This is a genomic window from Streptomyces boncukensis (assembly GCF_011045075.1).
GTDB lineage: Bacteria > Actinomycetota > Actinomycetes > Streptomycetales > Streptomycetaceae > Streptomyces > Streptomyces boncukensis.
Genome location: NZ_JAAKZZ010000043.1, coordinates 1 through 25,368 on the forward strand (window position 1 = coordinate 1; position 25,368 = coordinate 25,368).

Below are 25,368 nucleotides of genomic sequence, written 5' to 3' on the forward strand. Positions count from 1 at the left end.
TACGGACCCGTCACCACACGATCCGGAAGCTGATACCCATCAGGCACCGCCGTCTCACGCAGGTAGTACTCACCCAACTCCAACTCCCCAAAGACACACCGACCCCGCCCATCCGTCGTACACGCCGACCCCGCACGCCGATCCGGATCATCACCGGACGTCTGCAGACCCGCACGACCATTCGACTCCTCCCACGCCTCAAACACCGCACCCGCCAACGGATCACCACTGACCGCATCCGTCTTCACCACCGTCAACGAGCCCTTCGGCTCATCCGGCGTCCGCTCATTCCCCAGCGTCACCGTCACACCCTCCGACGCATTATCACTGGTCAAACGATACGGACCCGTCACCACACGATCCGGAAGCTGATACCCATCAGGCACCGCCGTCTCACGCAGGTAGTACTCACCCAACTCCAACTCCCCAAAGACACACCGACCCCGCCCATCCGTCGTACACGCCGGGCCGGTACGCCGGTCCGGATCGTCGCCGGACGTCTGCAGACCCGCACGGCCGTTCGTCTCCTCCCACGCCTCAAACACCGCGCCCGGCAGCGGATCACCACTGACCGCATCCGTCTTCACCACCGTCAACGAACCCTTGGGGGCGGGTGCGGGGTCGCAGTCCGGGAGGTCGCCGTTGAACGGGTAGTTGTGGATCTCCTGCCCGCCGCCTCCGCTGGCGCGCGAGGTGTGGGTCAGCGAACCGGCCGTGAAGAAGCGCCCGTTCAGGCCCGGCAGGGTGAGCGTGGTGGTGCTCGCCGGGTTGCCGGCCAGCACGCTGCCCTGGAACTGGCCGGTGCCCTCCAGGGTGACCTCCCCGGCGTCCGGGAAGTTCCACAGCAGCCGCTCGCGCAGCTGGTTGAACGGGTCGCTGTCGGCGATGCCGCCGCTGTAGGTGTTGATGGTGCGCGGCCCGCCGATGACGTTGACCAGGACCGTGGCGTCGTCCGGGATGTTGGCGAACGTCAGCCCCTGCTGGCCGCCGGAAGCGCCGGTCATGTCGAAGTCGACGTTGAAGACCTGGAGGCTGGAGGTGCCGTCGCCGGTGAAGACGGTGGCGGTGCCGTTGTTCACCGCGGTACCGGTGGCCGGGCGGCCCTCGCCGTCGTCGCCGTACGCGTAGCAGCGGCTGGCCGCCGTCAGCTGTTCGCGCAGGCCCTCGTACGGAGCGGCCGCGTCCTGGTCCTGCACGACGCGCTGGGCCAGGATCGTGCCGCTGGTGCCGCGCGCGTGCCGGACCACGCCCTGCTCGGCGAGCAGCCGGTTGCCGCTGGCGACGGTGACGGCGCCGCCCGTGGTGAGCCAGTCCGCGCCGACCGGGGGCGGCACCCGGGAGCCGACGCCGGCCTCGCCGACGTTGTAGACGGCGCCGCCCCGGGTGCGGTTCTGGTCGAAGTCGCCGAGCGTGACGACGCGGCCCTCGGCCTCGGCCGCGCCCTCGCGCACCCGGAAGTCCCCGCCCACGAAGACGCTGATGCCGTTGTCGCGGCCCGCGATGGGCCCGTTGTGGATCGGCGGGTACGGGTCGGGGCAGTCCGGGCCCACGCACGGGCCGAGGCCGCCGGGGAGGGTGTCGGCGGCGGCGGGGGTCGTCCCGGCGGAGCCCAGCACGGCGACGGCTGCGAGCGCGAGGGTGGCACCGGCGGCGAGGGCGGCGCGCACGGCCCGCCCGGCCCGCGCGCCCCGGCCCGCGCGGCGGGCCGGGGCCTGAGCGGAGTGGGAGGTTCCGGGCGCGCCCGCGGGTGGCTGTCCCGCGGGCGGCGGGGGAGGTGGTGCTGACAGCGTCATCGTGCTCCTCCTGATGCGGCTGAGATGGTCCGCCCCCTGGAAGGAGCATCGCGCCGCACGGGGAGGCCGAGGGGGTACGACACCGCCCGGGACCCCACACCGGGGCGATAATCACTCAAATGGTGCTGGCGGGGTGAGGTCGACCGGGGAGGGGTTGAGCCGGGCGAAGCCCTCCTGGCGCTGGTACGGGAAGTGGGGGTACGGGGCGTGCCGCGCGCTGGCGGCGTCCAGCCGTGCGCTCTGCTCCGCGGTGAGCGCCCAGCCGACGGCGCCGAGGTTCTGCCGCAACTGCTCCTCGTTCCGGGCGCCGATGATGACGGATGCGACGGTGGGCCGCTGGAGCAGCCAGTTCAGGGCGATCTGGGGCACCGTCCGGCCGGTCTCCTCCGCCAGCGTGTCCAGGACGTCCACGACGCGGTAGAGCAGCTCCTCCTCGACCGGCGGGCCGAAGGACGCCGTGGTGTGCAGCCGGCTGTCGGCCGGGAGGGGGCTGCCGCGGCGGATCCTGCCGGTCAGCCTGCCCCAGCCCAGCGGGGACCAGACGAGGGCCCCCACGCCCTCCTCCAGGCCCAGCGGCAGCAGATCGTACTCGTAGTCCCGGCCGACCAGGGAGTAGTACACCTGGTGCGCCGCATAGCGCGGATGGCCGTACCGGTCCGCCACGGCCAGGGACTTCATCAGCTGCCAGCCGGAGAAGTTGGAGACGCCGGTGTAGCGGACCTTGCCCTCGCGCACGAGCTGGTCGAGGGTGGCCAGCACCTCCTCGACGGGCGTCGTGGCGTCGTAGGCGTGCAGCTGGAACAGGTCGATGTAGTCGGTGCCCAGGCGGCGCAGCGCGCCTTCGACCGCGCGGATCAGCCGGGGCCGCGACGAGCCCCAGTCCCCGGGCCCGTCACCCGTCGGGAGGGCGGCCTTCGTGGAGATCAGCACCTGGTCCCTGCGGCCCTTGACCGCCTCGCCCAGCACCTCCTCCGAGGCGCCGTCGGAGTAGACGTCCGCGCTGTCGAACATCGTGAGGCCCGCGTCCAGCGCGATGTCCACGAGCCGCCGGGCCTCGTCGGCGTCCGTGGTGCCCCACCCCTCGAACAGCGGGCCCCGCCCGCCGAAGGTGCCGGTGCCGAAGCTGAGGGCCGGAACCCTGAGGCCACTGGCGCCGAGCTGCCGGTACTCCATCATCACTCACTCCTCGGAGAGCACTAGATACGAGCGGTACTAACGGAACTACGGTTCCATTAAGACGCACGCTACCGTAACAGAGTCGCCGCATTAAGGGAACTGGAGACCCGTTATGACGACCGCACAGCCACCGGAGACGGAGGAGCCCGACTCGGAGGAGCCCGGCGCGGAGGAGCCCGGCACCGACGAGCCCGGCACCGTGCGCCCCGGCGGGCGGACGGCCCGCGTCCGCGCGGCCGTGCTGCGCGCGGCCGGGGACGCGCTGGCCGAGCACGGCTTCGCGCAGCTCGACCTCGCGGACATCGCGCGCCGCGCGGGCGTCGGCAAGACGACCGTCTACCGCCGCTGGGGCACCGTGACCGGGCTGCTGGCCGATCTGCTCGCGGACATGGCGCGGACCTCGCCGCGTACGGAGACCGGTTCGCTCCTCGGCGATCTGGAGGCCAACGCCCGCCTGGTGCGGCGCACCCTGGCCGACCCGCGGCAGGGCCGGCTGTTCCGGGCCGTCATCGCGGCGGCCACCTGCGACGAGCGGACCGCGGCCGCGCTGCACCGCTTCTACGAGAGCCGGATCGCGGAGTGGGAGCCGTGCGCCCGGCAGGCCGTCGAGCGCGGCGAGCTCCCGCAGGGCACCGACACCCACGAGGTGATCCGCGCCGTCTCGGCCCCGCTCTACTACCGGCTGCTGGCCACCGGCGCCCCGCTGGACGAGGAGAGCGCGCACCGCGCGGCGCAGGCCGCGTACGCGGCGGCGTGCGCCGGGGCGTATGTGCGGGAGCACACGGGGGTGTACGAGGCGCAGGGCTAGGGACAGACTCCCGGCATGACACAGCTGAGAGTCGCGGTCTTCGGGGCCGGGAGCATCGGGTGCTATCTGGGCGGTCATCTCGCGGCAGCGGGCACCGCCGACGTCACCCTCGTGGGACGGCCCGCCGTGCTGGACGCCGCGCGGGAGCGCGGGCTGACCCTGAGCACCTCGGACGCCCCGGATGTCCGCGTCAAGCCCCACGAGCTGCGCACCGCGACGGACGCGGCGGCGGTGCGGGACGCGGTGGGCGCGGCCGAGTGCGTCCTGGTGACCGTGAAGTCCGCGGGCACGGCCCGCGCCGCCGAGGAGCTGCGGCTGCTGCTGCGGCCCGGCACCGTCGTCGCCAGCTTCCAGAACGGGCTGCGCAACCCCGGCGTCCTGCGGGACGGGCTGCCCGGCCACACGGTGCTCACCGGCATGGTGCCGTACAACGTGCTCGGCGTCGGGCCCGGCACGTACCACCGGGGCGTCGGCGGCGAGCTGGTGCTGGACGACGACCCGCGCGGGGCGCCGCTCGTCGCCGCGCTGCGCGGCGCCGGGCTGGAGACGGCGACCCGTCCGGACATGGCGGCGGTGCAGTACGCCAAGCTGCTGCTCAACCTCAACAACGCGGTCAACGCGCTGAGCGGGCTGACGCTGCTGGAGGAGCTGGGGCAGCGCGCCTACCGCGAGTGCCTCGCGCGCTGCCAGCAGGAGGCGCTGGCCGCCTTCCGCGCCGGCGGGATGGAACCGGCCCAGCTCGGCCCCGCAGGACCGGACTTCGTGATCGAGGTGCTGCGGCTGCCGGACGCGGAGTACGCGCAGCTCGCCGGGGAGGCCCTGCGGATCGACGCCACGGCGCGCTCGTCCATGTGGGAGGACCTGGAGCGGGGGCGCGCGACGGAGATCGCCGACCTGCAGGGCGAGGTCGTCGCGCTGGCGGCACGGCACGGGCTCGCGGCTCCGGCGAACGCGCGGATCGCGGAGCTGGTCCGGCAGGCGGAACGGGACGGGGCGGCACGGCACCGCTGGACGGGACCTGAGCTGCTGGCCGAGCTCGACCGTGAGTGAACGAGCGGGTACCGCTCCGGACTACGGACCGCCGCGGGGCACCGCGCCGTCGTCCGACGACCCCGACTACCCGGACTACCCGGACTACCCGGACTACCCGGACTACCCGGACTACCCCGCCTACGCGTAGCTCGCCCGCTGCTGAGGAGTCGGCTCGAACAGGTACGCGCAGCTGCCGCAGAACCACCGCCATGCGTCTTCTCTGCCTGGTCTCGTGGTGGTCGTGTCCCTCCAGAGGAGCGGGTGCTCGGGGCAGTGCGGGCAACAGGGCGGAAGCGGTCCGTGCGGCATGCCGCGATCGTCGCCCCCCGGACCCGGCCCGGCTCCGCAGGCCCGGACCAATCATCCGTACGAGCGACTAATCCCGGCCCGCCTCCTCCGCCGCGCGCTCGAAGGCGCGTACAGCGGGGGCGTCGTGGCCCTTCCGCCGGACCAGGCCGTACGTCATCGGCTCGGCGTCCGGCACGGGGACATAGGTCACCCCCGGCCGGCGGTGGTACGTCGTGGCGTGCGCCGCCGCCAGCCACGCGCCCTGGCCGGCCGCGACGAACACCAGCGCCTCCTGGTCGCTGAACACCTCGGGGCCGCTGGGGACGGGGCGGCCCGACGGGGTGCGGGAGGGCGCGTAGCGCTCGCGGCAGGCCGCGTCGTCCGCGCAGGGGAAGGTGAGCAGCGGCACCCCGGCCAGATCCTCCAGCGAGAGGACGGAGCGCTCGGCGAGCGGGTGCGCGCTGGGCAGCGCCAGCACCCGGCCCTCGGTCAGCAGCGCCCGCCCCTGAGACAGCCCCGGATCCGCCACCGGCACCTCGCACACCAGCACCGACAGCTCGGGGGCGCGGGCGGCCAGCAGTTCCACCGCGGACATCACCCGCACCCCCGCGAGCGGGCCCGAGAAGCCGACGTGCAGCTTCCCGGCCACCCGGCGCGCGCTCACCGCGGCCCGCTCCAGCGCGTCCCGCATCGCGCGGTGGTGCGGCGCCAGGTCGTCCCGGAGGGACCGGCCCAGCTCGGTGAGCTCCACCCGGCGGCTCGTACGGACGAACAGCGGGGCGCCGACCCGGCTTCGCGACCGAGGGGCGGATGCTGATCGTCGCCCGCTTCGTGACGGGCGTGGCGGCCGCGTTCATGACACCAGCCGGACTCTCCCCCATCCCCACCGGCTTCGAGGGGGCCACGGCGGGAGCGGGCGCTGCTCATCTACCGCTGATCTTGGCCGGTGCTCCGGCGTCTACGTCGGGGTGCAGGTCATCTCAAACCTGCTTTGACCTGCACAGTTTCATGGATGTTCGTTCTGGGACGAGGCGTCGTCAGTGGTGGCCGGTAGCGTGACGGCCATGCAGCTCAGGTACGGGTTCCGCCTGTATCCGAACGGTCCTCAGCGTTCGGCGCTGGCCCGGGCGTTCGGGTGCGCTCGGGTGGTCTTCAACGATGCGCTCCGCGCTCGTGAGGACGCCCGTGCCGCCGGGCTGCCGTTCCTTACCTCTGGGGAGCTGTCCCAGCGGCTCTCGGCCGCGAAGAGGACTCCCGGGCGGGAAGCTGCGGCTGCCCGAGGTCGGCGACGTGGCCGTGAAGTGGTCACGCGCTCTTCCTTCCGTGCCGTCCACCGTGACCGTGATCAAGGACAGTGCGGGCAGGTACTTCGCGTCGTTCGTTGTCGAGACCGGCCCGGAAGAAGGTCTGGCCCCCGTCACGCCCGAGGTCGGCGTGGATCTCGGTCTCGGGCACTTCGCCGTCCTCTCCGACGGGCGGAAGACCGACAGCCCGCGCTTCTTGCGCCGGGCCGAGAAGCGCCTCAAGAAGGCTCAGCGCGCCCCGTCCCGCAAGGAGAAGGGCAGCCGCAACAGGGACAAGGCCAGGCTTCGCGTCGCCCGTGCGCATGCCCGGGTAGCCGACGCGCGCCGCGAGTTCCACCACCAGCTCTCGACGAGGATCATCCGTGAGAACCAAGCGGTGGCCGTTGAGGACTTGGCGGTCAAAGGGCTCGCCCGTACGCGTTTGGCCAAGTCCGTGCACGACGCCGGTTGGTCGCAGTTCACGGCCATGCTGGAGTACAAGGCCCGCCGGTACGGGCGCACTTTCGTGCGCATCGGCCGGTTCGAGCCCACCTCTCAGGTCTGCTCGGCCTGCGGCGCCAAGGACGGCCCCAAACCCCTCCACGTCCGACAGTGGACGTGTGCGGAGTGCGGAGCCGTCCTGGACCGGGACATCAACGCGGCGGTCAACGTCGCAAAGGCCGCCGGACTGGCGGTGTCAGCCTGTGGAGCGCAGGTGAGACCAGGATTCGTTCTGGCGCAGCGCGATGAAGCAGGAACCCACCCGAAGCCGCACCCGACAACGGCGCGGCAGGCGGGAATCGCCCTCCTCCAGGTGGGCGAGGAGGTCAAACCTGCTTCCAGCTCGGCGCCCGGCGATCTGCTGGACGGCTACCGCGCCGCCCTCTTCGTCCCGTTCACCGCCGTCCTGCTGGCGTCGGCGCTGAGCGCGTACGGGCTGCTGCGCCGCCCCCGCTCCCGCGTGGTGGCCCGCGAAAGCCGTGTCGGCACACCCTGAGCGCCCCTACGAGCGCCTACGGGGCACCGGGCGCACCGGGGTCACCGGGCGCACCGGGCGCACCGGGGGCCAGGGCCTGCACCTCCCCGTACGACGGGGCGGGGCCCGTCACCTCACGCCCCTCCCGCACCGCCAGCGCGGCGTCAAGGGCGGCGCCCAGGGCGCGGCGGAAGAGGAACGAGCCCAGGCTCACCCGGCCGACGCCCAGCTCGGCGAGCTCGGGAAGGGCCGGGCCCGAGGGCGCGTACAGAACATTGAGCGGGACGTCGAGGGAGGCCAGCAGGGCGGCGATACCGGACGGGTCGGCCAGGCCCGGCACGAAGACGCCGTCGGCGCCCGCGCGCTGGTAGACCTCCAGCCGGTGCCCGGTCTCCGCCGGATCCCCGCCGGGCAGCCAGTGGGTGTCGGTGCGCGCGTTGACGAAGAGGCCGGGCACCGCCTCCTTGACCGCCTCGATCTTCGCGGCGTGCGCGGCAGGCGCGGCCAGCGTGCCGTCGGCCCCGCCGTCCTCGATGTTGACGCCCACCGCTCCGGCCTCGTACAGCTCACGGGCGAACGCGGCGACCTCACCGGGGTCCTCGGCGAACCCGCCCTCGACGTCGACGGAGAGCAGATACGGGCCGCCGCCCAGCCGCCGGGCCAGCCGGAGCGTCTCGGCCCTGGCCGCGCCTGCGCCGTCCGGCAGCCCGGCAGCGGCGGCGACGCCGAGGCTGGTCGTGCCGACCGCCGGGAACCCGCCGTGCGCCGCGAGCGCGGCGGCGGAGGCGTGGTCCCAGGCGTTGGGCAGCAGGAGGGGAGCGGCGGGCGGCCGGTGCAGCGCGGCGAACGGGCTGAGGGTCACGCCGACCACCGCCCCGTGCCGCGGAGCTCCCGCTCCACCGCGCTCTCCGCCAGGGCCAGCGCGTGGCGTTCACCGGGGCAGCGGCGGGGCGGGGCGCCGAAGGTGAGGACCGGTACGGCGCCGTCCCGCTGCGCAACCGCCACATCGAGCAGCACGCGGTCGCCCCGCGCGACGGCGACCTCCCCCACGCGCGTCGCGCGCGCCGCGACCCGGCGCATCGCGCGGACGGGCGGGTCGTGCCGCAGCGCGTGCCGCACCCGGTCGGCCGCCGGTCCCTCCGGGGCGCGGCGGGCGTGCCGCACCAGCGCCGCCGTCGCGTCGCACGCCTGCACGAGCAGCCCGATCCGGTTCGCCGCCGCCTCCCGGCCGCCACTCGCGGCTTCCGTACCCCCCTGGACGCGGGGCAGCAGCCAGGCCAGGGCCGCGTCCGCCTCCGGTGCGTCCCCGGCGCCGAAGTAGGCGCCCGCGACGACCGCCACCGCGCGCGCCACGCCCGCCGGGTCGGGCATCCCCAGCGCCTCCGCCAGCGCCGCCACCACGGCCGGCCCCGCGTCGTCGTCCTCGCCCTCGCCCTCGCCGGTGTCCGGAGCCACGCGGAGCGCCGCCAGGTCGACGCGGGCCAGCTCCGCCTCCACCAGGGCGCGGCGGCGCGCGTGGGTCTCGCCGGCGCTGAAGCGCGCGACCCTGGCCCGCAGCCAGGCCATGGTGCCCGGCTGCGCCGTACCGCCCGTACCTCCCGTACCGCCCGGCCCCTCCGGCCCCTCCGGCCCCTCGGGTTCGTCGGCCCGCTCGGGGACGAGGGCGGGGTCGGCCAGGGCCGCCAGGATGTCGTCGTAGCGGTCGAAGTGGTGCACGGCTTCCGTGGTCCCGGTGGTCATGGAGGCAGGCTAGGTCCGGGACGGTTCGGCGCGGCCCGAAGTGTCGGCCGGCCGGCGTCCTTGCCCCGGTTCCGACGCGCGCCCTCTTCCGTATCCTCATGTCCACACCGTGCCGCGACCGGCCGTGCCGGAGGGGGACAGTTCGGCTCCGCCCGACGCGTGACGGCGCGCGGCGCGGCGGTACACAGCGATGCGGTCCCCGCGGTACGCGGGGTGGGGGGAAGCGCCATGCGGATCCACTTCACCGTCACCGATCTCGCCCGCACCCGGCTCGCCGGGGAGCCGAGCCCGCTGGCCACCACCACGTTCAGCGCCGTACGACTGGCCCGCGGCCCTTTCCGGCCGGAGATCGACCTGTGGCGGCGCGCGGTCACGGCGGCGCGCCGGAACGAGCACCAGGACCGACAGCAGCCCATGTTCTGCGAGCTGACGCCCCTCGCGCCCGCCCCGATCCCCGGCTTCCTCCGGCCGCACCACGCACTGCGCTCCCTCGACAAGGAGCTGGAGCGGCTGTGCGCGACGCCGCGTGCGGTGCTGCAGGCGGACCTCGCCCACGTGGCGCAGTACCGCGGGATGCCCGGCTGGGCCGACGCGCTCGCGGACGGCGACCGGGACACCGCGCGCGAACTGGCCGAGTCCGTACGCGACTTCCACCGCGTCGCCGTCGGCCCGTACTGGCGGGGGCTGGTCGCCTGGTTCGCGGCCGATCTCGCCTTCCGTACGCGCCAGTTGCGCGACGGCGGCATGGAGCGGGTGCTGGGCAGCCTCGGTCCGCGCATCCGGTGGCATCCGCCCGTCCTGGAGGTGGTGGGCCACGGCACCTACGACTACGACCTGCGCGGGCGCGGGCTCCTGCTGGCGCCCGCCGCCTTCACCTCGTACATCCCCTGCAATCCGGAGGAGGAACAGCCCACCCTCTACTACGAGGTCGCCGCGCCTCTCCAGGCCCGGCACCCCGGCCCCTCCGACGCGCTCGCCGCGCTGCTCGGGCACAGCCGTGCCGCCGTACTCGAATCCGTCGCCCTGGCCGAAGCCCCGGGGACCAGCGGCCCTGGGCTGTCCACCGGGGAGCTGGCCCGGCGCGCCGGGCTGTCCCCGCCGTCCGCCAGCGAGCACGCCACGGTGCTGCGGCGCGGCGGTCTCATCGCCACCGAGCGCACCGCAGGCCGCTGCCATCACACCTTGACCGAGCTGGGCGCCGAGCTGCTGCGCCAGGCCGCCGCCGCGCCCGGGACGCGGGCCGCACCCTCGTAGTCGGGGAAGCGCTCACCCCGGCCTCACCCCGGCCTCACCCCGGCCCGTTGCGCTCCGGGCGCTGCTGCGGCAGCGGCCAGTGGTCCAGGGGCAGCGGGCCCCGGCTCAGCGTCGTACGGACCGCGAACGTGCGGGGCGCGTCGCACACCGGGTCCCCGCGCAACCCGACGCGCGTACATTGCGAGAGTCGGCACGCAAGGGGAGCCAGCACGCCCGACCACACCGAAAGGCACATCGGAACCCGCATTCGCGAGTTCGCGCCATCCGAGACCTCAGCCTTGCCGAACTGGGCCGCCTTGCCCACGTGTCCACCAGCCAGCTCTCCCGGGTCGAGAACGGCGAGCAGCCGGCAAGCCCGTCTGTGCTCGCCACCGTAGCGCGCGCACTCGGGGTCACGCTGTCCGTGCTCCGCGGACAGCCCTACGTTCACATGCTCCAGAAGGATCAGCTCGCCGGAAGACGACACGCCACCACGTCCTCTCGACGAGGTGGCGGCGCGAACAGCGCACGTCGCGCACGCTCCCCTTCGACCGGGCTCGTGACCGGGCCGGGGGGGGACCAAGGCCAGGCTCCTAGCGGCGGCCCTCGCGGTACAGGCTCGTGGCCAGGGCGATGGCGGTGTGGGTTGCGGGGTGCGGGTCGTGGGGGCGCCAGATGAGGTGTACCGGGACGGGGCCGGCGTCCCGGACCAGGCGGTAGGTGATGCCGTCCCGCCGGTACTGCGCTGCCGTGGCCTGCGGGGTGAGCCCGACGCAGCGGCCCGTCGCGATCGCGGCGAGCCAGTCGTCTATGTCGTGGGTGTACTCGACCTCGGGCCGGTGGGGTTCGGGCCACAGGCCCAGGGTGGTGGTGCCGGTGCGGCGGTCGATCGCGAGGGTGCGGCCGGAGATCTCGCCCAGCCGGATGCTGCGGCGGCGGGCCCAGGGGTCGTCGGAGGCGAGGGCGACGCAGCGCGGCTCGTGGCCGATCAGGGCGTGGGACCAGGGCGTCAGATCGAGCGGCGCACGGATGACGGCGAGGTCGCACAGCCCTTCGGCCAGACCGCCGGTCGCGGTGTTGTGGCGGATGAGGCGCAGCTCGGTCCCGGGGTGCTGCTCCTGCCAGCGGCGCTGGAACTCCGTGGTGTGCCGGCCGAAGGCCGACCAGGCGTGGCCGATGTGCAGACGGGTGTGCCCGGTGGTGGCCTCGCGGACGAGTTCCTCCGCGCCGGCGAGCAGCACCCGGGCGCGGGCCAGGACCTGCACGCCCGCCGTGGTGGGGGCCGTGCTGCGGCTGGTCCGGTGCAGCAGCCGCACCCCCAGGGCGCCCTCCAGGGCCCGCAGGCCGCGGGAGACGGCGGCCTGCGAGACGCCGAGTTCCCGCGCCGCGTCGGTGAAGCTGCCGGTGTCGACGATGGCGACGAGGCAGCGCAGATGCCGCAGTTCGAGCGCGTCCGCACCCCGGGGGCTGTCCATGCGTCCAGCGTATAGGTAGGTCGGTGTATGCATTTTGCGTATGCGAGGGAGGGTCGCATCGTGTCGGCATGGCCATCGACTCACCCACCGCGAACCGGACCCCGACCCCGGCCCCGACCTCGGATGCGACCCCGACCCCGACCGCCGCCGGGGGCCGGCGGGGCGGTCTGGCGCTGATGCTGGGCAGCGGGCTGTCCAACCAGACCGGCGCCTCGGTCGCGGCGCTCGCGTTCCCGGTGATCGGCCCGGTCGGGGTCGTGGCGGTGCGCCAGTGGGTGGCCGCCGCCGTGCTGGTGGCGGCGGGGCGGCCACGGCCGTGGCGGTTCACCGGCGCGCAGTGGCGCCCGGTGCTGGGCCTCGCGCTGGTGTTCGCCGGGATGAACCTGTCGCTGTACGCGGCGATCGAGCGGATCGGGCTCGGGCTGGCCGTGACGCTGGAGTTCCTCGGCCCGCTGACCGTGGCCCTGGCCGGCGCCCGGCGCCGGGTCGACCTCGTCGCGGCGCTGGCCGCCGCCGGGGCCGTGGCGGTGCTCACCCGCCCCACGCCCACCACCGACTACCCCGGGATCGGACTGGCGCTGCTGGCCGCGGTCTGCTGGGCCTGCTACATCCTGCTCAACCGGACGGTCGGCGCCCGGCTGCCCGGTCTGGAGGGCTCGGCCGCCGCCGCGGCGCTCTCCGGCGCCCTCTATCTGCCGGCCGGCGTCTGGGTGCTCGCGCACCACCGGCCCACCCTGGGCGCACTGGGCTGCGCGCTCGCCGCCGGGGTGCTCTCTTCGGCCGTGCCGTTCCTCGCCGACCTGCTGGCGCTGCGCCGGGTTCCGGCGCAGTTCTTCGGCGTCTTCATGAGCGTGAACCCGGTGTTCGCCGCGCTGGTCGGGCTCGCCGTCCTCGGCCAGCGTCTCGACGCGGGCTCCTGGCTGGCCATCGCCGTGATCGTCGCCGCCAACACCGTCGCCGCCTCCACGGCCGTACGGGTACGGGCCGCCCGGTGAAAAACCCGACAGACGTGGTCGGCATTTCCGAGTACGGTGTACCCAGTTATTGGCCCCGAGACGACGAGGACACCGGATGCACGCCGACGCCCACAACGCCATCGAGGTCCGCGGCGCCCGCGAGAACAACCTCGCGGACGTCTCCCTGGACATCCCCAAGCGCCGCCTCACCGTCTTCACCGGGGTCTCGGGGTCCGGCAAGTCGTCGCTGGTGTTCGGCACCATCGCGGCCGAGTCCCAGCGGCTGATCAACGAGACGTACACCGCGTTCGTCCAGTCGTTCATGCCGAGCCAGAGCCGCCCCGACACCGACGCGCTGCGCAATCTGAGCGCGGCCATCGTCGTGGACCAGGAGCGGATGGGCGCCAACTCCCGCTCCACGGTGGGCACCGCCACCGACGCGTACACCATGCTGCGGATCGTCTTCAGCCGGCTGGGCACCCCGCACATCGGCACCTCCAGCGCCTTCAGCTTCAACTCCGCCGAGGGCATGTGCCCGGAGTGCGAGGGCCTCGGCCAGGTCACCAAGATCGACACCGACCGGATAGCCGACCGCGACCGCTCCCTCAACGAGGGCGCCATCGACGTCCCCGGCTTCGCCCCCGACTCCTGGTACGGGCAGGTGATGGCGGGCTGCGGGCTGTACGACCCGGACAAGAAGCTCCGCGACTTCACCGAGCAGGAGTGGTACGACCTGATGTACCGCCCCACCGGCAAGGTGAAGATCGGCACCACCAACGCCACCTACGACGGCCTCGTCCCCCGTATCCAGCGCACCATCCTGTCCAAGGACCGGGACGCGATGCAGCCGCACGTCCGCGCCTTCGCGGACCGGGCCGTGGTCTTCGCGGACTGCCCGTCCTGCGGCGGCACCCGGCTCGGCCCGGCCGCGCTCTCCTCCACCATCGGCGGGGTGCATATCGCACAGTGCTCGGCCATGCAGATCAGCGACCTCGCCGCCTTCGTCCGCGGGCTGGACGACGCCTCGGTGGCCCCGCTGCTGGCCACCCTCCGGCAGACCCTGGACTCGCTCGTCGAGATCGGCCTGGGCTATCTCAGCCTCGACCGCCCGGCCTCCACCCTCTCCGGCGGCGAGGCCCAGCGCGTGAAGATGGTGCGCCACCTCGGGTCCAGCCTCACCGACGTCACCTACGTCTTCGACGAGCCCACCACCGGACTGCACCCGCACGACATCCAGCGCATGAACGACCTGCTGCTGCGGCTGCGCGACAAGGGCAACACCGTCCTCGTCGTCGAGCACAAGCCCGAGGTCATCGCCATCGCGGACCACGTCGTGGACCTCGGGCCCGGGGCCGGCGCGGACGGCGGGCAGGTCACCTACGCCGGGGACCTCGCCGGGCTGCGCGCCTCCGGCACGCTCACCGGACGCCATCTGGGCCACCGCGCCCGGCTGCGCGAGGCCGTGCGGGCGCCGCGCGGCGAACTGGCCGTCGAGGGCGCCACGCTGCACAACCTCAAGGACGTCAGCGTCGGCATCCCCACCGGCGTGCTGACCGTCGTCACCGGCGTCGCCGGGTCCGGCAAGAGCTCGCTGATCCACGGGTATCTGACGGGGCGGGAGGGGGTGCTGGTCGCCGACCAGTCCCCGATCCGCGGCTCCCGGCGCAGCAACCCCGCCACCTACACCGGGCTGCTGGGGCCGGTGCGTACGGCGTTCGCCAAGGCCAACGGCGTCAAGGCGGCGCTGTTCTCCGCGAACTCGGCGGGCGCCTGCCCGAACTGCAACGGCATCGGGCTCGTCTACACCGACCTGGCGATGATGGCCGGGGTCGCCTCCGTCTGCGAGCAGTGCGAGGGCGCGCGCTACACCCCCGAGGTGCTGACGTACACGCTGCGGGGCAAGAACATCAGCGAGGTGCTGTCCATGTCGGTGGCCGAGGCCCGCGCGTTCTTCGCACCGGACGGCGGCGGGCCCGGCGGCTCGGGCGGCGGCGCGGGCGGCGGCTCCGGCACCCGCCAGGCCCGCGCGATTCTCGGCCGGATGGCCGACGTCGGGCTCGGCTACCTCCGGCTGGGCCAGCCGCTCAACACCCTCTCCGGGGGCGAGCGGCAGCGGCTCAAGCTCGCCATCCACATGGCGGAGCAGGCCGCCACCTATGTGCTGGACGAGCCCACGACGGGGCTCCATCTGGCCGACGTCGACCAGCTGCTCGCGCTGCTGGACCGGCTGGTCGACGACGGGAACACCGTCGTCGTCATCGAGCACCACCAGGCGGTGATGGCGCACGCCGACTGGATCGTGGACCTCGGGCCCGGCGGCGGGCACGACGGCGGCGAGGTCGTCTTCACCGGCACCCCCGCCGACCTCGTCACCCGCGCGGACACCCTGACCGCCCGGCATCTGAGGGAGTACGTACGGGACTGAGCGGGGGCCCCGGTCCGCCGAGTGGCGGGAACCCGGCAAATACTACAAAAATGGCTCATGAGCCAAATTCCGGGCACCCCGCTCCTCCCCCTCGACCGGCTGGCGCGCAGCGCCTGGCAGGCCGTGCTCACCACCGGGGTGCTGACCCTGGTCCTCGGCGTGCTGGTGCTGATCTGGCCGGGGGCGACGCTGCTGGTCGCCGGGGTCCTCTTCGGCATCTACCTGCTGCTGAGCGGCGTCACCCAGCTCGTCGCGGCCTTCGGCACCCACGCCTCGACCGCGCTGCGCGTGCTGGCCTTCGTCAGCGGCGCGCTCTCCATCCTGCTGGGCCTCTTCTGCTTCCGGGGCGCCCTGCAGTCCATCCTGCTGCTGGCGCTCTGGATCGGCATCGGCTGGCTCTTCCGCGGCCTCACCCAGACGGTGGCAGCCGCCGCCGACGAGGACATGCCCGCGCGCGGGTGGCAGATGTTCCTCGGCGTCGTCAGCGCGCTGGCCGGGATCGTGCTGCTGGTGTCGCCGTTCGAGTCGGTGACGGTGCTCACCGTCGTCGGCGGCTGCTGGCTGGTGGCGGTGGGCGTGATGGAGATCGGTACGGCGCTGCGGGTCCGCCGCCACCTGCCGCGCCCGTAGGGCCCTGGCCGCGCCCGTAGGGCCCTGGGGGGCGTTGCGACCACAACGACCACAACGACCAATACTTTTCCTGCCGCGCACCCCGCGACACCGCGCCACCCCCGGGGCACGATGTGGGCCACCTCACTCCCGTCCCCCGGAAGGGCGGTGCCCGCGTGCGCCCGCGCACCCTGCTCCCCTCGCTCACCGCGCTGGCGGCGACCCTGCTGATACCGCCGCTGCTCACCACCAGCAGCGGCGCCGAGACCGGTACGAACATCCCCGGCCTGCGCTTCATGGTCCCCAACACCCCCGGCGGCGGCTACGACATCACCGCCCGCACCGCCGCCAAGAACGCCGAGGACGCCGGACTCGTCCACAACATCGAGGTGTTCAACCTCCCCGGCGCGGGCGGCACCGTCGGCCTCAGCCGGCTCGTGAGCGAGCGCGGCAACGGCAAGCTGGCCATGTCCATGGGGCTCGGCGTCGTCGGCGCCGTCCACACCAACCACGCGCCCTCCACGCTCGCCGACGCCACCCCCGTCGCCCGGCTCACCGAGGAGCCGGACATCGTGGTCGTACCGAAGAAGTCCCGGTACCGCACCTTCGCCCAGCTCCTCGCCGACTGGCGGAAGGACCCCGGCTCCCTCCCCGTGGGCGGCGGCTCCTCGGCGGGCGGGCCGGACCATCTGGCGCCCATGCTGATGGCCCGCGCGGCGGGCATCGCGCCCCGCTCCGTCAACTACGTGCCGTACGACGGCGGTGGCGAGCTCCTGGCCTCCGTACTCGGCGGCAAGGTGGCGTTCGGCGTCTCCGGGCTCGGCGAGTACCGCGACCAGATCGAGTCCGGTGAGCTGCGGCTGCTCGCCGTCACCGGCAAGGAGCGGGTGCGGGGCTTCCCGGCGCCCACCCTCCGGGAGGCGGGCCTGGACGTGGAGTTCACCAACTGGCGCGGTGTCATGGCCCCGCCGGGCCTCTCCGAGAGCGAGCGCACCCGGCTCGAACGCCTGGTGCGCGAGCTGCGCGGCTCCCCCCAGTGGCGCGAGTCGCTGCGCAGGAACGGCTGGGACGACGCGTACCTCCCCGGCGCGCGCTACGGCCGCTTCCTGGCCCGCGAGGACCAGCGCGTGGCCACCGTACTGAAGGAGCTGGGCCGGTGACCGGGCCGCTGAGGAGACGGCTCCCGGCGGCGGGCGGCGTCCTCGGGGCGCTGCGCGCCCGCTCCGAACTCGGCGTCTGCGCCCTGCTGCTGGGCGTCGGCGCGCTCGTGCTGACCGACGCGCTGACCATGGACTCCGTCGCCTCGACCCGCGGCCCCGTCGGCCCCCGCACGGTCCCGGTCGTGGTCGGCACGGCGCTGCTCGTGGTGGCGGTCGCGCTGGCCGTGGACGTGCTGCGCGGCGGGCGCGGAGACGCGGAAGGCGGGGAGGACGTCGACCTGGACGAGCCCGGCGACTGGCGGACGGTGGCGCTGCTCGTCGGCGTCCTGCTCGCCTTCGCCGCGCTGATCGAGCCGCTGGGCTTCCCGCTCGCGGGCGCGCTGCTGTTCTGGGGCGCGGCGTTCGCGCTGGGCAGCCGGCAACACGCCCTCGGCCGCGACCCGCTGATCGCGGCGGCGCTCTCCCTCGTCACCTACACGGTCTTCAACACCCTGCTGGGCGTTCCGCTGCCCGGCGGCCCGCTGACGGAGGTGCTGTGACCCATGGGCTCCTTCGGCTCCCTGCTGGACGGCTTCGGCACCGCCCTCTCCCCGCTCAACCTGATGTGGGCGGCGCTCGGCGTGCTGCTCGGCACCGCTATCGGCGTACTGCCCGGCATCGGCCCCGCTATGGCGGTGGCGCTGCTGCTGCCGGTGACCTACGGGCTCGACCCCACCGCGGCCTTCATCATGTTCGCCGGTATCTACTACGGCGGGATGTTCGGCGGCTCCACGACGTCGATCCTGCTCAACACCCCCGGGGAGAGCGCCGCCGTGATCGCCGCGATCGAGGGCAACCCGATGGCGAAGTCGGGGCGGGGCTCCCAGGCGCTGGCCGCCGCCGCGATCGGGCACTTCGCCGGGGGCATGATCGGCACGGTGCTGCTGGTGCTGCTGGCGCCGACGGTCGCCAAGCTGGCCGTGGACATCGGGGCACCCGACTACTTCGCGATCATGGTGTTGGCGTTCGTGGCGGTGACCTCGGTGCTGGGCGCCTCCCGGGTGCGCGGCTTCGCCTCGCTGCTGATCGGCCTCACCCTCGGGCTGGTCGGCCTGGACCAGATGACGGGCCAGCAGCGGCTGACGTTCGGCAGCCTCCAGCTCGCGGACGGCATCGACGTCGTCATCGTCGCCGTCGGCCTCTTCGCGATCGGCGAGGCGCTGTGGGTGGCGGCGCATCTGCGGCGGGGCAGCGGCACCGCGGTCCCGGTCGGCCGCCCCTGGCTGGGCCGCGCGGAGCTGCGCCGCACCTGGAAGCCGTGGCTGCGCGGGCCGCTCATCGGATTCCCGTTCGGCGCGATCCCGGCGGGCGGCGCGGAGATCCCCACGTTCCTCTCCTACGTCACCGAGAAGCGGCTCTCCCGGCACCGCAAGGAGTTCGGCAAGGGCGCCATCGAGGGGGTGGCCGGGCCCGAGTCGGCCGCCTCCGCCTCGGCGGCGGGCACCCTCGTCGCCATGCTGACGCTGGGCCTGCCGACGACGGCGGTGGCGGCGGTCATGCTCGCCGCGTTCCAGCAGTACGGCATCCAGCCGGGTCCGCTGCTCTTCGAGCGGGAGCCGGACCTGGTGTGGGGCCTGATCGCCTCGCTGTTCATCGGCATGGTGATGCTGCTGGTGCTGAATCTGCCGCTGGCCCCGGTCTGGGCGCGGCTGCTGCGGATCCCCCGCCCGTATCTGTACGCCGGGATCCTCTTCTTCGCGGCGGTCGGCGCGTACGCGGTGGGGGGCGAGCCGGTCGATGTGGTGATCCTGCTGCTCATCGGGCTGGTCGGGCTGATGATGCGGCGGTACGGGCTGCCCGTGCTGCCCGCGATCATCGGGGCGATCCTCGGCCCGGCGGCGGAGCAGCAGCTGCGGCGTGCGCTGCAGATCAGTGACGGCAGCCTGACGGGACTGGTCAACACCCCGTTCTCCGTCACGGTGTACGGGGTGATGGCCCTCCTGCTGGCCTGGCCCCTGCTACGCCGCCTCCGGCGGTGAGTTCCTGGTGGGGACGCGCCCCGCAGGGGCGCGGGGCGGTGCTCGACTGCAGCTCCGCCGGGGGGCGCGACCAGCCACGGCGGAGCGAAAGCCCACGACGGCAGCGCAAGGGGCTGCCCCTGCCCGGAGTGTGCGCGCCGCAGGTCCGCCGTGGTTGCGCGCGCAGTTCCCCGCGCCCCTGCGGGGCGCTCCCGCAGCGCGCGCCCCGCGATCAGTCCTGGACGGAGGACATGGAGCGGGTGCGGGCGTGCCGGCCGCCGCGGCGGCGGGGCGGCGGCTCGGAGCCCGGAGGGGCTCCGGTGCCCCCGGTACCGCCCCCGGTACCGCCCCCGGACCGCCGTTCGACGACCAGAACCGAGATCACCGCGAGCATCCCCAGCAGCGCGATCGCCACCGTCAGGCCCACCGAGCCGCTGGGCTCCAGCACCTCGCGGTCGTCGTTCTGCCAGGGCCACAGGGCGCGCAGCGAACCGGCCATCAGCCCGGTCATCACCACCAGGGTCATGTGGTGGAAGTTCGCCAGCAGCCACTTGAGCAGCTTGACGAAGAGCGCCAGCCCGACGAGGCAGCCGAGCGCGAAGGCGCCCAGATAGCCGAGGTCCCGGTCGTTCACGGCGTCGATGGTGGGCTCGTACAGCCCCAGGGCCAGCAGGATGAAGGAGCCGGAGGCGCCCGGCAGCACCAGGGCGCAGATCGCGACCGCGCCCGCGAGGAAGACCATCGGCGTGGTCGGGGACACATCCCCGGGCGGCATCCCGGTCAGGAAGAACGCGCCGACGGCCACCACCAGGGCCAGCACGTAGTGCCCCGGCCGCCACCGCTGCCCGGAGTTGGTGTACGGCACATAGAGCGAGGCCAGCACCAGGCCGAAGAAGGCCGCGTACGCGAACTGCGGGTGGTCCTCGACGATCGGCGCCAGCAGCTTGGCGCCCAGCCCGAGCGCCACGACCATGCCGACCAGCAGCGGGGCCAGTACGCTCCAGTCCGCCTGCCGGAGCGCCTCCCGGGCGCGCGCGGTGCCCCGGCCGCGCGGCACGTCGCTCACCGCGAGCCGTACCGCGCTGGTGATCTGCCCGGCGCCGCCGATCAGCTTCTCGTACACCCCGGTGATCAGCGCCACCGTGCCGCCGCTGATCCCGGGCACGGCCTCGGCCATGCCGATGAGTCCGCCCCTGAGGGCGTTGAAAACGGGATGGCCTGGGGACTTCGCCATGATCTCCTGGATTCCCTCTGGGATGTCGGCGGCGGACGGTACACGCTACCAACGCCGCCCCCACCCCCGCCGTTCCCCGTCGGGGGCTCCGGTGCCCGGCCCGTGGCGAACGCCTGGCGGAGCCACGGCGCACGCACGGCGCACGAGCGCCCCGTCGCGACACCGCACCTCGCGCGTTGTTCCCTCGCGCCCCGAGTCCCGCTAGCTTCCCTTCTGCCGCCCCCGCCGCCCGCGACCGAAGGGACAGACCCCAGCGCACCCCACCACGGGAAGGACAGGTCTGTGAACGCACCTCGCACCGCACCGCACCCCGTCACGCACCGCCCGAGACGCCGCCCGAGACGCCGCCCGGGGCGCCGCCCGGGGCGCCGCCCGGGACGCCGGGCGCTCGCCGCGTTCGCCGCGACGGCCGTCGCCCTGCCGCTCCTGCTCGCCGCGAACGGCGGCCCCGCCACCGCCGCCGGCGCGGGCGGCGACCCCGGGAAGAAGGGCGACCGGCTGGCCGCCAAGCTGGTCAAGCGCACCAGCGACCGGGGCGCCATGCGCCATCTGCACGCCTTCCAGGCCATCGCGCGGGTCAGCGACGGCCACCGCGGCGCCGGCTCGGCCGGGCACGAGCGCTCGGCGCGGTACGCGGGGGCCCTGCTCAGGGCCGCCGGGTACAAGGTCACGTACCAGAAGTTCCGCTTCACCTACCGCGAGACCCTCGCGGAGAAGCTCACGGTCCGCAGCCCCGAGCAGCGCGACGTGCCGCTCAAGCTGATGACGTACACCAAGAGCACCCCGCAGGGCGGCACCGAGGCGCCCGTCGCGCACGTCCCGGTGGACGCGGACGGCACGACGGGCTGCGAGGCCGAGGACTACGCGTCCGGCGACTACACCGGCAGCATCGCGCTGATCCAGCGCGGCGTGTGCTCGTTCGCACAGAAGCAGGCCGCGGCCGCCGAAGCGGGCGCCGTCGGCGCGGTGATCTACAACAACGAGGACGGCGAGCTCGGCGGCACCCTCGGCGACCCGTCCGCCGCCCGCGTGCCCACCGGCGGGATCACCCAGGCCGCGGGCGAGGAGCTGGCGAAGCTGGCGGCGGAGGGCCCGGTCACCGTGAACCTGGAGGTGCGCGAGCTCCAGGAGGAGCGCACCACCGGCAATGTCCTGGCCGAGACCCGGGGCGGGGACCCGGACAACGTGGTGATGGTCGGCGCCCATCTCGACTCCGTCTCCGAGGGCCCCGGCATCAACGACAACGCCTCCGGCTCGGCCGGCGTCCTGGAGACCGCGCTCCAGCTCGCACGGGCCGACCGGCGCGGGCGGCACGCGAACACGGTGCGCTTCGCGCTCTGGGGCGCCGAGGAGCTGGGTCTGAAGGGCTCCGAGCACTATGTGGAGGGGCTGTCGGCCGCCGAGCGCGAGCGGATCGCGCTGTATCTCAACTTCGACATGATCGCGAGCCCGAACTACGGGCTGTTCGCGTACGACGGCGACGACTCCGACGGCACCGGCTCGGGCCCGGGGCCCGAGGGCTCGGCCCAACTGGAGAAGGACATCACCGACTTCCTCGCCTCCCGCGGCCAGCAGGTCCGGGGCGCGGACTTCGACGGCCGCTCCGACTACGGCCCCTTCATCGAGGCGGGCATCCCCGCAGGCGGCAGCAAGACCGGCGCCGAGGGCATCAAGACGGCCGAGGAGGCGCGGCTGTGGGGCGGCACGGCGGGGGAGGCGTACGACCCCTGCTACCACCAGGCGTGCGACGACCTGCGGAACGTCAACCGCACAGCGCTCGGGCTGAACGCCAAGGTGATCGCCAACGCCGTCGGGCACTACGCCTGGGACACCAGCCCGGTGACCGGCGACGCCAAGCGCACGGCGGACCGGCGCACTTCGGCGGCGCCGGGCGCGGACCGGGCGCCGGACGGCTCCGGCCCCCGCCACCGGGGCGGGCTGCTGGTCCGCTGAGCCGGCCGCGGGCGTCCCGCGTACGCCCGGGGAGTTGTGCACAGCCTGTGCACAACTCCCCACCGCCTCCGCCGCCCGGACCGCTCGTGAGGAGGGCACAGCCGCGACGAGGCTGCGCCCGCCCCCGCTGGCCCGGTAGGCTTTCCGTGTGATCTTCAAGCGAATCGGAAACGGGCGGCCGTACCCCGACCACGGCCGGGAGAGCACCCGCCAGTGGGCGGATGTTGCCCCACGCCCGGTGCGCCTGGACCAGCTCGTCACCACCAAGGGCCAGCTCGACCTGGAGACCCTGCTCGCGGAGGACTCGACCTTCTACGGCGACCTCTTCGCCCACGTCGTGAAGTGGCAGGGCGACCTCTATCTGGAGGACGGCCTGCACCGCGCCGTACGCGCGGCGCTCCAGCAGCGGCAGGTACTGCACGCGCGGGTGCTGGAGCTTGACTAGCCCCCTGGCCCGGCTCGACGGTTGGCCCGATCGGGTTGGGGCGCCGACCATTCGCTGATCGTTCAATAGGCAGTGCGTTCCCTGCGCATTACGCTGCGCTTATGAGCATGCTCACTCCCCCCGGCATGGGCGGACAGTACCGCATCAAGGGTGACCGTTACCCGCGTATGCGCAGGTCGCGGGGGCGGGGAAAGATCATTTCCGCGGCGGTCGCCGCGGTCGTGGCCCTCGCCGTGCTGGGGTGGGGGACGCTCCAGCTCATCGACGTCTTCTCGGGCGGCGACGACGACACGGGGAGCGCGGCGGGCGGCCGGGTCCGGCCGGCGGACTGCGCGACCCCGTCGGCGTCGGCGGCGCAGGCCGGCGGGCGCACCGCGAAGCTCCCGGCGCCGGGCGCCTTCAAGGTCAACGTTCTCAACGCCACGACCCGCGGCGGGCTGGCCCAGTCCACCGCCGACGCGCTCAAGAAGCGCGGCTTCAAGATCGGCAAGGTGGGCAACGCGCCGCGGGGCCTGGACAAGAAGGTGAAGGCCAGCGGCGTGCTCGTGGGCGCGCCCGGCGGCGATGCCACGGCCCGCCTCAAGGTGCTGGGCACGCAGCTCGCGGGGGCCGACACCAAGCGGGACGCGCGGCGCGCGAACGATGTGGACCTCGTGCTGGGGGACGACTTCACCAAGCTGACGAAGAAGTCGGCGGCGGCGAAGGCGCTGGCCCACCTGAGGAAGCCGGCTCCCGCTCCGTCACCCGACCGGGCCTGCTGAGTCCGGGCAGCCCCGTGCCGATACGTCGCAGACTGCGGGTGCGATGGGGTACCCCCTGCTCGAGCGAAGCCGAGAGCTTGGGGGAGGCTGGTCGCGCAGTTCCCCGCGCCCCTGGCGGGGCGCACGGATGTGCCCCGCCAGGGGCGCGGGGAACTGCGCGCGCAACCACGGCGAAGGCCGCGGTCGGCGACGAAACAGCAAGGGGCAGCCCCTCTCGCCGGGAGCGGGTCAGTCCGCTGTGCCGTACATGCGGTCGCCCGCGTCGCCCAGGCCGGGCACGATGAAGCCCTGGTCGTTCAGCCGCTCGTCGACGGCCGCCGTCACCACCGTGACCGGCGTCCCGGCCAGCTCCCGCTCCATGACCCCGACCCCTTCCGGCGCCGCCAGCAGGCAGAGCGCGGTCACATCGTCGGCGCCGCGCCGGATCAGCTCCTGGATCGCGGCGACCAGCGTCCCGCCCGTCGCGAGCATCGGGTCGAGGACGTAGACCTGCCGCCCGGAGAGATCGTCCGGCATCCGGTTCGCGTACGTGGACGCCTGGAGCGTCTCCTCGTCGCGGATCATGCCGAGGAAGCCGACCTCCGCCGTCGGCAGCAGCCGCACCATCCCCTCCAGCATGCCGAGCCCGGCCCGGATGATGGGCACGACCAGGGGGCGCGGGTAGGACAGCCGTACGCCCGTGGTCTCCGTCACCGGCGTGGCGATCCCGACCTCGTCGACCCGCACGTCGCGGGTCGCCTCGTACGCGAGCAGGGTCACCAGCTCGTCGGCGAGCCGCCGGAAGGTGGGGGAGTCGGTGCGCGCGTCGCGCAGGGTGGTGAGTTTGTGCGCCACCAGCGGGTGGTCGACGACATGGGTCCGCATGCCCCGACAGTATCGTCCGCACCGTCCGCGCCTCCGCCTGGAACCCCGGTGTTCCGCACTGGCGTACGAGTGCGGAGCACGGGAGAGTGGGCAGGTACACCGGAGGTGTGCATATGCCAGAGCAACAAGAGCCCGCAGACTACCGGGAGTCCATCCGGGCGGCGCGGCGCCGCGCCGCCGAGGCCGAACGGCTGCGCCGCCGGGCGCGGTTTCTCCGAGAGCTGAACGAGGCCAGGCAGCTGCGGGAGCGCGTCCAGCCCCGCCGGGCCCGGCTGGCCCGCAGGCGGCAGCAAGCCCTCCGCATGCGGACATTTCGCTGGTGACCCGGTACGGAGCCGATGTCTGAGAGTCGCGAGTGGTCAACGGTGGGTCGCCGTAGCGCCGGATCTGCGCAAACACCGGCACGACGCACTGCCGAAGACCCTTCGCACGGCCCGGGTTTCTGCCACGATTCCGATGGGGCGGGGGTACGTTCCTCGTCAGCACTCGGGCACATCTTGAATCAGTGGGAGAGTCACGGTGTATTTCGCCGCACTGCTCGCGCGCACCGAAGACGGGTGGGAAGCGAGCGACACGGAGCTGGATGATGTGGAGACCCTGGCCGACCTGGCCGAACTGGCCCGGGAGGCCGCTACCGACGACGAGACCGTGCTGGTCTGCATCGAGCAGGAGGGCGCCTGGTTCGGCGTCGTCCGCGTGGACGGCGAAGACGACCCCCGCGTCTTCGTCTCCGACGCGGCGGCGGCCATGCGCAGCTCGTACGGCGAGATACTGCTGTCGGACGAGCTGCTGGGCCGCGAACCGGAGGACCCCGCGGCACTCGACCAGCTCGTGGACCTGGACGGCACGGAGGAGGGCGAGCCGGACCCGGACCCGGACGAGCCGGCGGGCGCCTCGGACGCGGAGGACGCGGAGTCGGCCCCGATCGGCCCGCTGGGCGACGCGGGCCTGCTGTCCGACCTCGGCCTGGAGAACAAGGCCCTGCTCTCCCTCACCCCTCAGGACGCCCTGAGCGAGATCGCCGACGCGCTGGGCTGCACGGACGTCCTGGAGGCCGTCCGCTGACCCGGGCGCGGGGCGGGCGCTGCGGCCCGCGCCCGCCCCGCGCGACACTGTCCCCATGACCGACCGCACGACCGACCGCACGACCGGCCCCCCAC

25 protein-coding genes and 2 pseudogenes are annotated in these 25,368 nt (G+C 73.9%); 18 read left to right on the forward strand and 9 right to left on the reverse strand.

Annotated elements, in window-relative coordinates:
* The coding region (locus G5C65_RS06890; protein WP_165297737.1) for a choice-of-anchor A family protein at positions 1 to 1,793 on the reverse strand (1,793 nt) is incomplete at its 3' end.
* Between the two features lie 111 nt (positions 1,794 to 1,904).
* Positions 1,905 to 2,966, reverse strand: a complete 1,062-nt coding sequence (locus tag G5C65_RS06895) for an aldo/keto reductase (RefSeq protein ID WP_165297758.1) — start codon at positions 2,964 to 2,966, stop codon at positions 1,905 to 1,907.
* Between the two features lie 115 nt (positions 2,967 to 3,081).
* On the opposite strand from G5C65_RS06895, the gene G5C65_RS06900 reads away from it, so the two are divergent.
* Genes G5C65_RS06900 through G5C65_RS06910 form a run of 3 tightly spaced genes read left to right on the forward strand, consistent with a single transcriptional unit; the run spans position 3,082 to position 4,957 of the window.
* On the forward strand, positions 3,082 to 3,777 hold the full coding sequence (locus G5C65_RS06900; RefSeq protein ID WP_165297738.1) for a TetR/AcrR family transcriptional regulator: 696 nt from the start codon (positions 3,082 to 3,084) through the stop codon (positions 3,775 to 3,777).
* Positions 3,778 to 3,792: 15 nt separating this feature from the next.
* Positions 3,793 to 4,827, forward strand: a complete 1,035-nt coding sequence (locus G5C65_RS06905; RefSeq protein WP_165297739.1) for a 2-dehydropantoate 2-reductase — start codon at positions 3,793 to 3,795, stop codon at positions 4,825 to 4,827.
* Positions 4,820 to 4,957: a hypothetical protein gene (locus tag G5C65_RS06910; protein WP_165297740.1), complete on the forward strand. Its 138-nt coding sequence runs from the start codon at positions 4,820 to 4,822 to the stop codon at positions 4,955 to 4,957. The genes G5C65_RS06905 and G5C65_RS06910 overlap by 8 nt, the downstream gene beginning before the upstream one ends.
* 228 nt (positions 4,958 to 5,185) lie before the next feature.
* Here G5C65_RS06910 and G5C65_RS06915 read toward each other — a convergent pair whose 3' ends face one another.
* Complete coding sequence (locus G5C65_RS06915) at positions 5,186 to 5,848, reverse strand: LysR substrate-binding domain-containing protein (protein ID WP_165297741.1); 663 nt, start codon at positions 5,846 to 5,848, stop codon at positions 5,186 to 5,188.
* 38 nt (positions 5,849 to 5,886) lie between these two features.
* Here G5C65_RS06915 and G5C65_RS39040 point away from each other — a divergent pair.
* Together G5C65_RS39040 and G5C65_RS06920 are read left to right on the forward strand one after the other, a co-directional pair.
* Positions 5,887 to 6,028: pseudogene (locus G5C65_RS39040) on the forward strand (MFS transporter); the annotation flags it as partial.
* A gap of 133 nt (positions 6,029 to 6,161) precedes the next feature.
* A pseudogene (locus G5C65_RS06920) lies at positions 6,162 to 7,152 on the forward strand (RNA-guided endonuclease InsQ/TnpB family protein); the annotation flags it as partial.
* A 241-nt stretch (positions 7,153 to 7,393) separates the two neighbouring features.
* On the opposite strand, the gene G5C65_RS06925 reads toward G5C65_RS06920, so the two are convergent.
* A complete protein-coding gene (locus tag G5C65_RS06925) occupies positions 7,394 to 8,218 on the reverse strand; it encodes an isocitrate lyase/PEP mutase family protein (RefSeq protein ID WP_338146260.1) in 825 nt (274 codons plus the stop codon).
* Positions 8,215 to 9,096: a cytochrome P450 family protein gene (locus G5C65_RS06930; RefSeq protein ID WP_165297743.1), complete on the reverse strand. Its 882-nt coding sequence runs from the start codon at positions 9,094 to 9,096 to the stop codon at positions 8,215 to 8,217. Before G5C65_RS06930 ends, G5C65_RS06925 begins: the two co-directional genes overlap by 4 nt.
* 228 nt (positions 9,097 to 9,324) lie before the next feature.
* On the opposite strand from G5C65_RS06930, the gene G5C65_RS06935 reads away from it, so the two are divergent.
* Entirely contained in the window at positions 9,325 to 10,350 is a 1,026-nt protein-coding gene (locus G5C65_RS06935; RefSeq protein WP_165297744.1) for an ArsR/SmtB family transcription factor, read from the forward strand.
* Between the two features lie 34 nt (positions 10,351 to 10,384).
* On the opposite strand, the gene G5C65_RS40075 is transcribed toward G5C65_RS06935, so the two are convergent.
* On the reverse strand, positions 10,385 to 10,513 hold the full coding sequence (locus G5C65_RS40075; protein ID WP_277607985.1) for a hypothetical protein: 129 nt from the start codon (positions 10,511 to 10,513) through the stop codon (positions 10,385 to 10,387).
* Between the two features lie 15 nt (positions 10,514 to 10,528).
* On the opposite strand from G5C65_RS40075, the gene G5C65_RS06940 reads away from it, so the two are divergent.
* Positions 10,529 to 11,008 (forward strand): helix-turn-helix domain-containing protein, encoded by a 480-nt coding sequence (locus tag G5C65_RS06940; RefSeq protein WP_241265603.1) that lies wholly within the window; start codon positions 10,529 to 10,531, stop codon positions 11,006 to 11,008.
* On the opposite strand, the gene G5C65_RS06945 is transcribed toward G5C65_RS06940, so the two are convergent.
* A complete protein-coding gene (locus G5C65_RS06945) occupies positions 10,923 to 11,804 on the reverse strand; it encodes a LysR family transcriptional regulator (protein ID WP_165297745.1) in 882 nt (293 codons plus the stop codon). The two genes, G5C65_RS06940 and G5C65_RS06945, sit on opposite strands and share 86 nt — an antisense overlap.
* 176 nt (positions 11,805 to 11,980) lie before the next feature.
* On the opposite strand from G5C65_RS06945, the gene G5C65_RS06950 reads away from it, so the two are divergent.
* The 6 genes from G5C65_RS06950 to G5C65_RS06975 all read left to right on the forward strand — a co-directional run bounded on the left by G5C65_RS06950 (position 11,981) and on the right by G5C65_RS06975 (position 18,972).
* The gene (locus G5C65_RS06950; RefSeq protein WP_206441318.1) at positions 11,981 to 12,799 is read left to right on the forward strand and encodes an EamA family transporter; all 819 of its coding nucleotides are present in this window, start codon (positions 11,981 to 11,983) and stop codon (positions 12,797 to 12,799) included.
* Positions 12,800 to 12,875: 76 nt separating this feature from the next.
* Positions 12,876 to 15,185, forward strand: coding sequence for an ATP-binding cassette domain-containing protein (locus tag G5C65_RS06955; RefSeq protein WP_165297747.1), 2,310 nt, complete (start codon positions 12,876 to 12,878; stop codon positions 15,183 to 15,185).
* A gap of 57 nt (positions 15,186 to 15,242) precedes the next feature.
* Positions 15,243 to 15,815 (forward strand): HdeD family acid-resistance protein, encoded by a 573-nt coding sequence (locus G5C65_RS06960; protein WP_165297748.1) that lies wholly within the window; start codon positions 15,243 to 15,245, stop codon positions 15,813 to 15,815.
* A 155-nt stretch (positions 15,816 to 15,970) separates the two neighbouring features.
* Positions 15,971 to 16,954, forward strand: coding sequence for a tripartite tricarboxylate transporter substrate-binding protein (locus G5C65_RS06965; protein ID WP_165297749.1), 984 nt, complete (start codon positions 15,971 to 15,973; stop codon positions 16,952 to 16,954).
* On the forward strand, positions 16,951 to 17,493 hold the full coding sequence (locus G5C65_RS06970; protein WP_165297750.1) for a tripartite tricarboxylate transporter TctB family protein: 543 nt from the start codon (positions 16,951 to 16,953) through the stop codon (positions 17,491 to 17,493). Before G5C65_RS06965 ends, G5C65_RS06970 begins: the two co-directional genes overlap by 4 nt.
* A gap of 3 nt (positions 17,494 to 17,496) precedes the next feature.
* Positions 17,497 to 18,972, forward strand: a complete 1,476-nt coding sequence (locus G5C65_RS06975; RefSeq protein ID WP_165297751.1) for a tripartite tricarboxylate transporter permease — start codon at positions 17,497 to 17,499, stop codon at positions 18,970 to 18,972.
* Positions 18,973 to 19,183: 211 nt separating this feature from the next.
* Here G5C65_RS06975 and G5C65_RS06980 read toward each other — a convergent pair whose 3' ends face one another.
* Positions 19,184 to 20,185, reverse strand: coding sequence for a DUF368 domain-containing protein (locus G5C65_RS06980; RefSeq protein WP_165297752.1), 1,002 nt, complete (start codon positions 20,183 to 20,185; stop codon positions 19,184 to 19,186).
* 417 nt (positions 20,186 to 20,602) lie between these two features.
* Between G5C65_RS06980 and G5C65_RS06985 the strand changes: the two genes are divergently transcribed.
* The 3 genes from G5C65_RS06985 (at position 20,603) to G5C65_RS06995 (ending at position 23,344) form a co-directional block, all read left to right on the forward strand.
* Positions 20,603 to 22,138, forward strand: a complete 1,536-nt coding sequence (locus G5C65_RS06985; protein ID WP_241265606.1) for a M28 family metallopeptidase — start codon at positions 20,603 to 20,605, stop codon at positions 22,136 to 22,138.
* Positions 22,139 to 22,286: 148 nt separating this feature from the next.
* Positions 22,287 to 22,583 carry a type II toxin-antitoxin system VapB family antitoxin gene (locus G5C65_RS06990; protein ID WP_003999914.1) on the forward strand — a complete coding sequence of 99 codons (297 nt, stop codon included), beginning with the start codon at positions 22,287 to 22,289 and terminating at the stop codon, positions 22,581 to 22,583.
* 101 nt (positions 22,584 to 22,684) lie between these two features.
* Complete coding sequence (locus G5C65_RS06995) at positions 22,685 to 23,344, forward strand: LytR C-terminal domain-containing protein (RefSeq protein ID WP_165297754.1); 660 nt, start codon at positions 22,685 to 22,687, stop codon at positions 23,342 to 23,344.
* A 228-nt stretch (positions 23,345 to 23,572) separates the two neighbouring features.
* On the opposite strand, the gene upp is transcribed toward G5C65_RS06995, so the two are convergent.
* Positions 23,573 to 24,208: a uracil phosphoribosyltransferase gene (gene upp, locus G5C65_RS07000; RefSeq protein WP_165297755.1), complete on the reverse strand. Its 636-nt coding sequence runs from the start codon at positions 24,206 to 24,208 to the stop codon at positions 23,573 to 23,575.
* A 113-nt stretch (positions 24,209 to 24,321) separates the two neighbouring features.
* On the opposite strand from upp, the gene G5C65_RS07005 reads away from it, so the two are divergent.
* Positions 24,322 to 24,531: a hypothetical protein gene (locus tag G5C65_RS07005; RefSeq protein ID WP_165297756.1), complete on the forward strand. Its 210-nt coding sequence runs from the start codon at positions 24,322 to 24,324 to the stop codon at positions 24,529 to 24,531.
* A 196-nt stretch (positions 24,532 to 24,727) separates the two neighbouring features.
* Positions 24,728 to 25,273: a tRNA adenosine deaminase-associated protein gene (locus G5C65_RS07010; protein ID WP_165297757.1), complete on the forward strand. Its 546-nt coding sequence runs from the start codon at positions 24,728 to 24,730 to the stop codon at positions 25,271 to 25,273.
* Positions 25,274 to 25,368 lie beyond the last annotated feature (95 nt).

Bases quoted from the DNA above. Each gene is read 5' to 3' on its own strand.
- G5C65_RS06960 (WP_165297748.1), top strand. From the start codon at position 15,243: ATGAGCCAAATTCCGGGCACCCCGCTCCTCCCCCTCGACCGGCTGGCG.
- upp (WP_165297755.1), bottom strand. From the start codon at position 24,208: ATGCGGACCCATGTCGTCGACCACCCGCTGGTGGCGCACAAACTCACC.
- G5C65_RS06950 (WP_206441318.1), top strand. From the start codon at position 11,981: ATGCTGGGCAGCGGGCTGTCCAACCAGACCGGCGCCTCGGTCGCGGCG.
- G5C65_RS06955 (WP_165297747.1), top strand. From the start codon at position 12,876: ATGCACGCCGACGCCCACAACGCCATCGAGGTCCGCGGCGCCCGCGAG.
- G5C65_RS06900 (WP_165297738.1), top strand. From the start codon at position 3,082: ATGACGACCGCACAGCCACCGGAGACGGAGGAGCCCGACTCGGAGGAG.
- G5C65_RS06905 (WP_165297739.1), top strand. From the start codon at position 3,793: ATGACACAGCTGAGAGTCGCGGTCTTCGGGGCCGGGAGCATCGGGTGC.
- G5C65_RS06980 (WP_165297752.1), bottom strand. From the start codon at position 20,185: ATGGCGAAGTCCCCAGGCCATCCCGTTTTCAACGCCCTCAGGGGCGGA.
- G5C65_RS06895 (WP_165297758.1), bottom strand. From the start codon at position 2,966: ATGGAGTACCGGCAGCTCGGCGCCAGTGGCCTCAGGGTTCCGGCCCTC.
- G5C65_RS06945 (WP_165297745.1), bottom strand. From the start codon at position 11,804: ATGGACAGCCCCCGGGGTGCGGACGCGCTCGAACTGCGGCATCTGCGC.
- G5C65_RS06935 (WP_165297744.1), top strand. From the start codon at position 9,325: ATGCGGATCCACTTCACCGTCACCGATCTCGCCCGCACCCGGCTCGCC.
- G5C65_RS06930 (WP_165297743.1), bottom strand. From the start codon at position 9,096: ATGACCACCGGGACCACGGAAGCCGTGCACCACTTCGACCGCTACGAC.
- G5C65_RS07005 (WP_165297756.1), top strand. From the start codon at position 24,322: ATGCCAGAGCAACAAGAGCCCGCAGACTACCGGGAGTCCATCCGGGCG.
- G5C65_RS06975 (WP_165297751.1), top strand. From the start codon at position 17,497: ATGGGCTCCTTCGGCTCCCTGCTGGACGGCTTCGGCACCGCCCTCTCC.
- G5C65_RS06995 (WP_165297754.1), top strand. From the start codon at position 22,685: ATGAGCATGCTCACTCCCCCCGGCATGGGCGGACAGTACCGCATCAAG.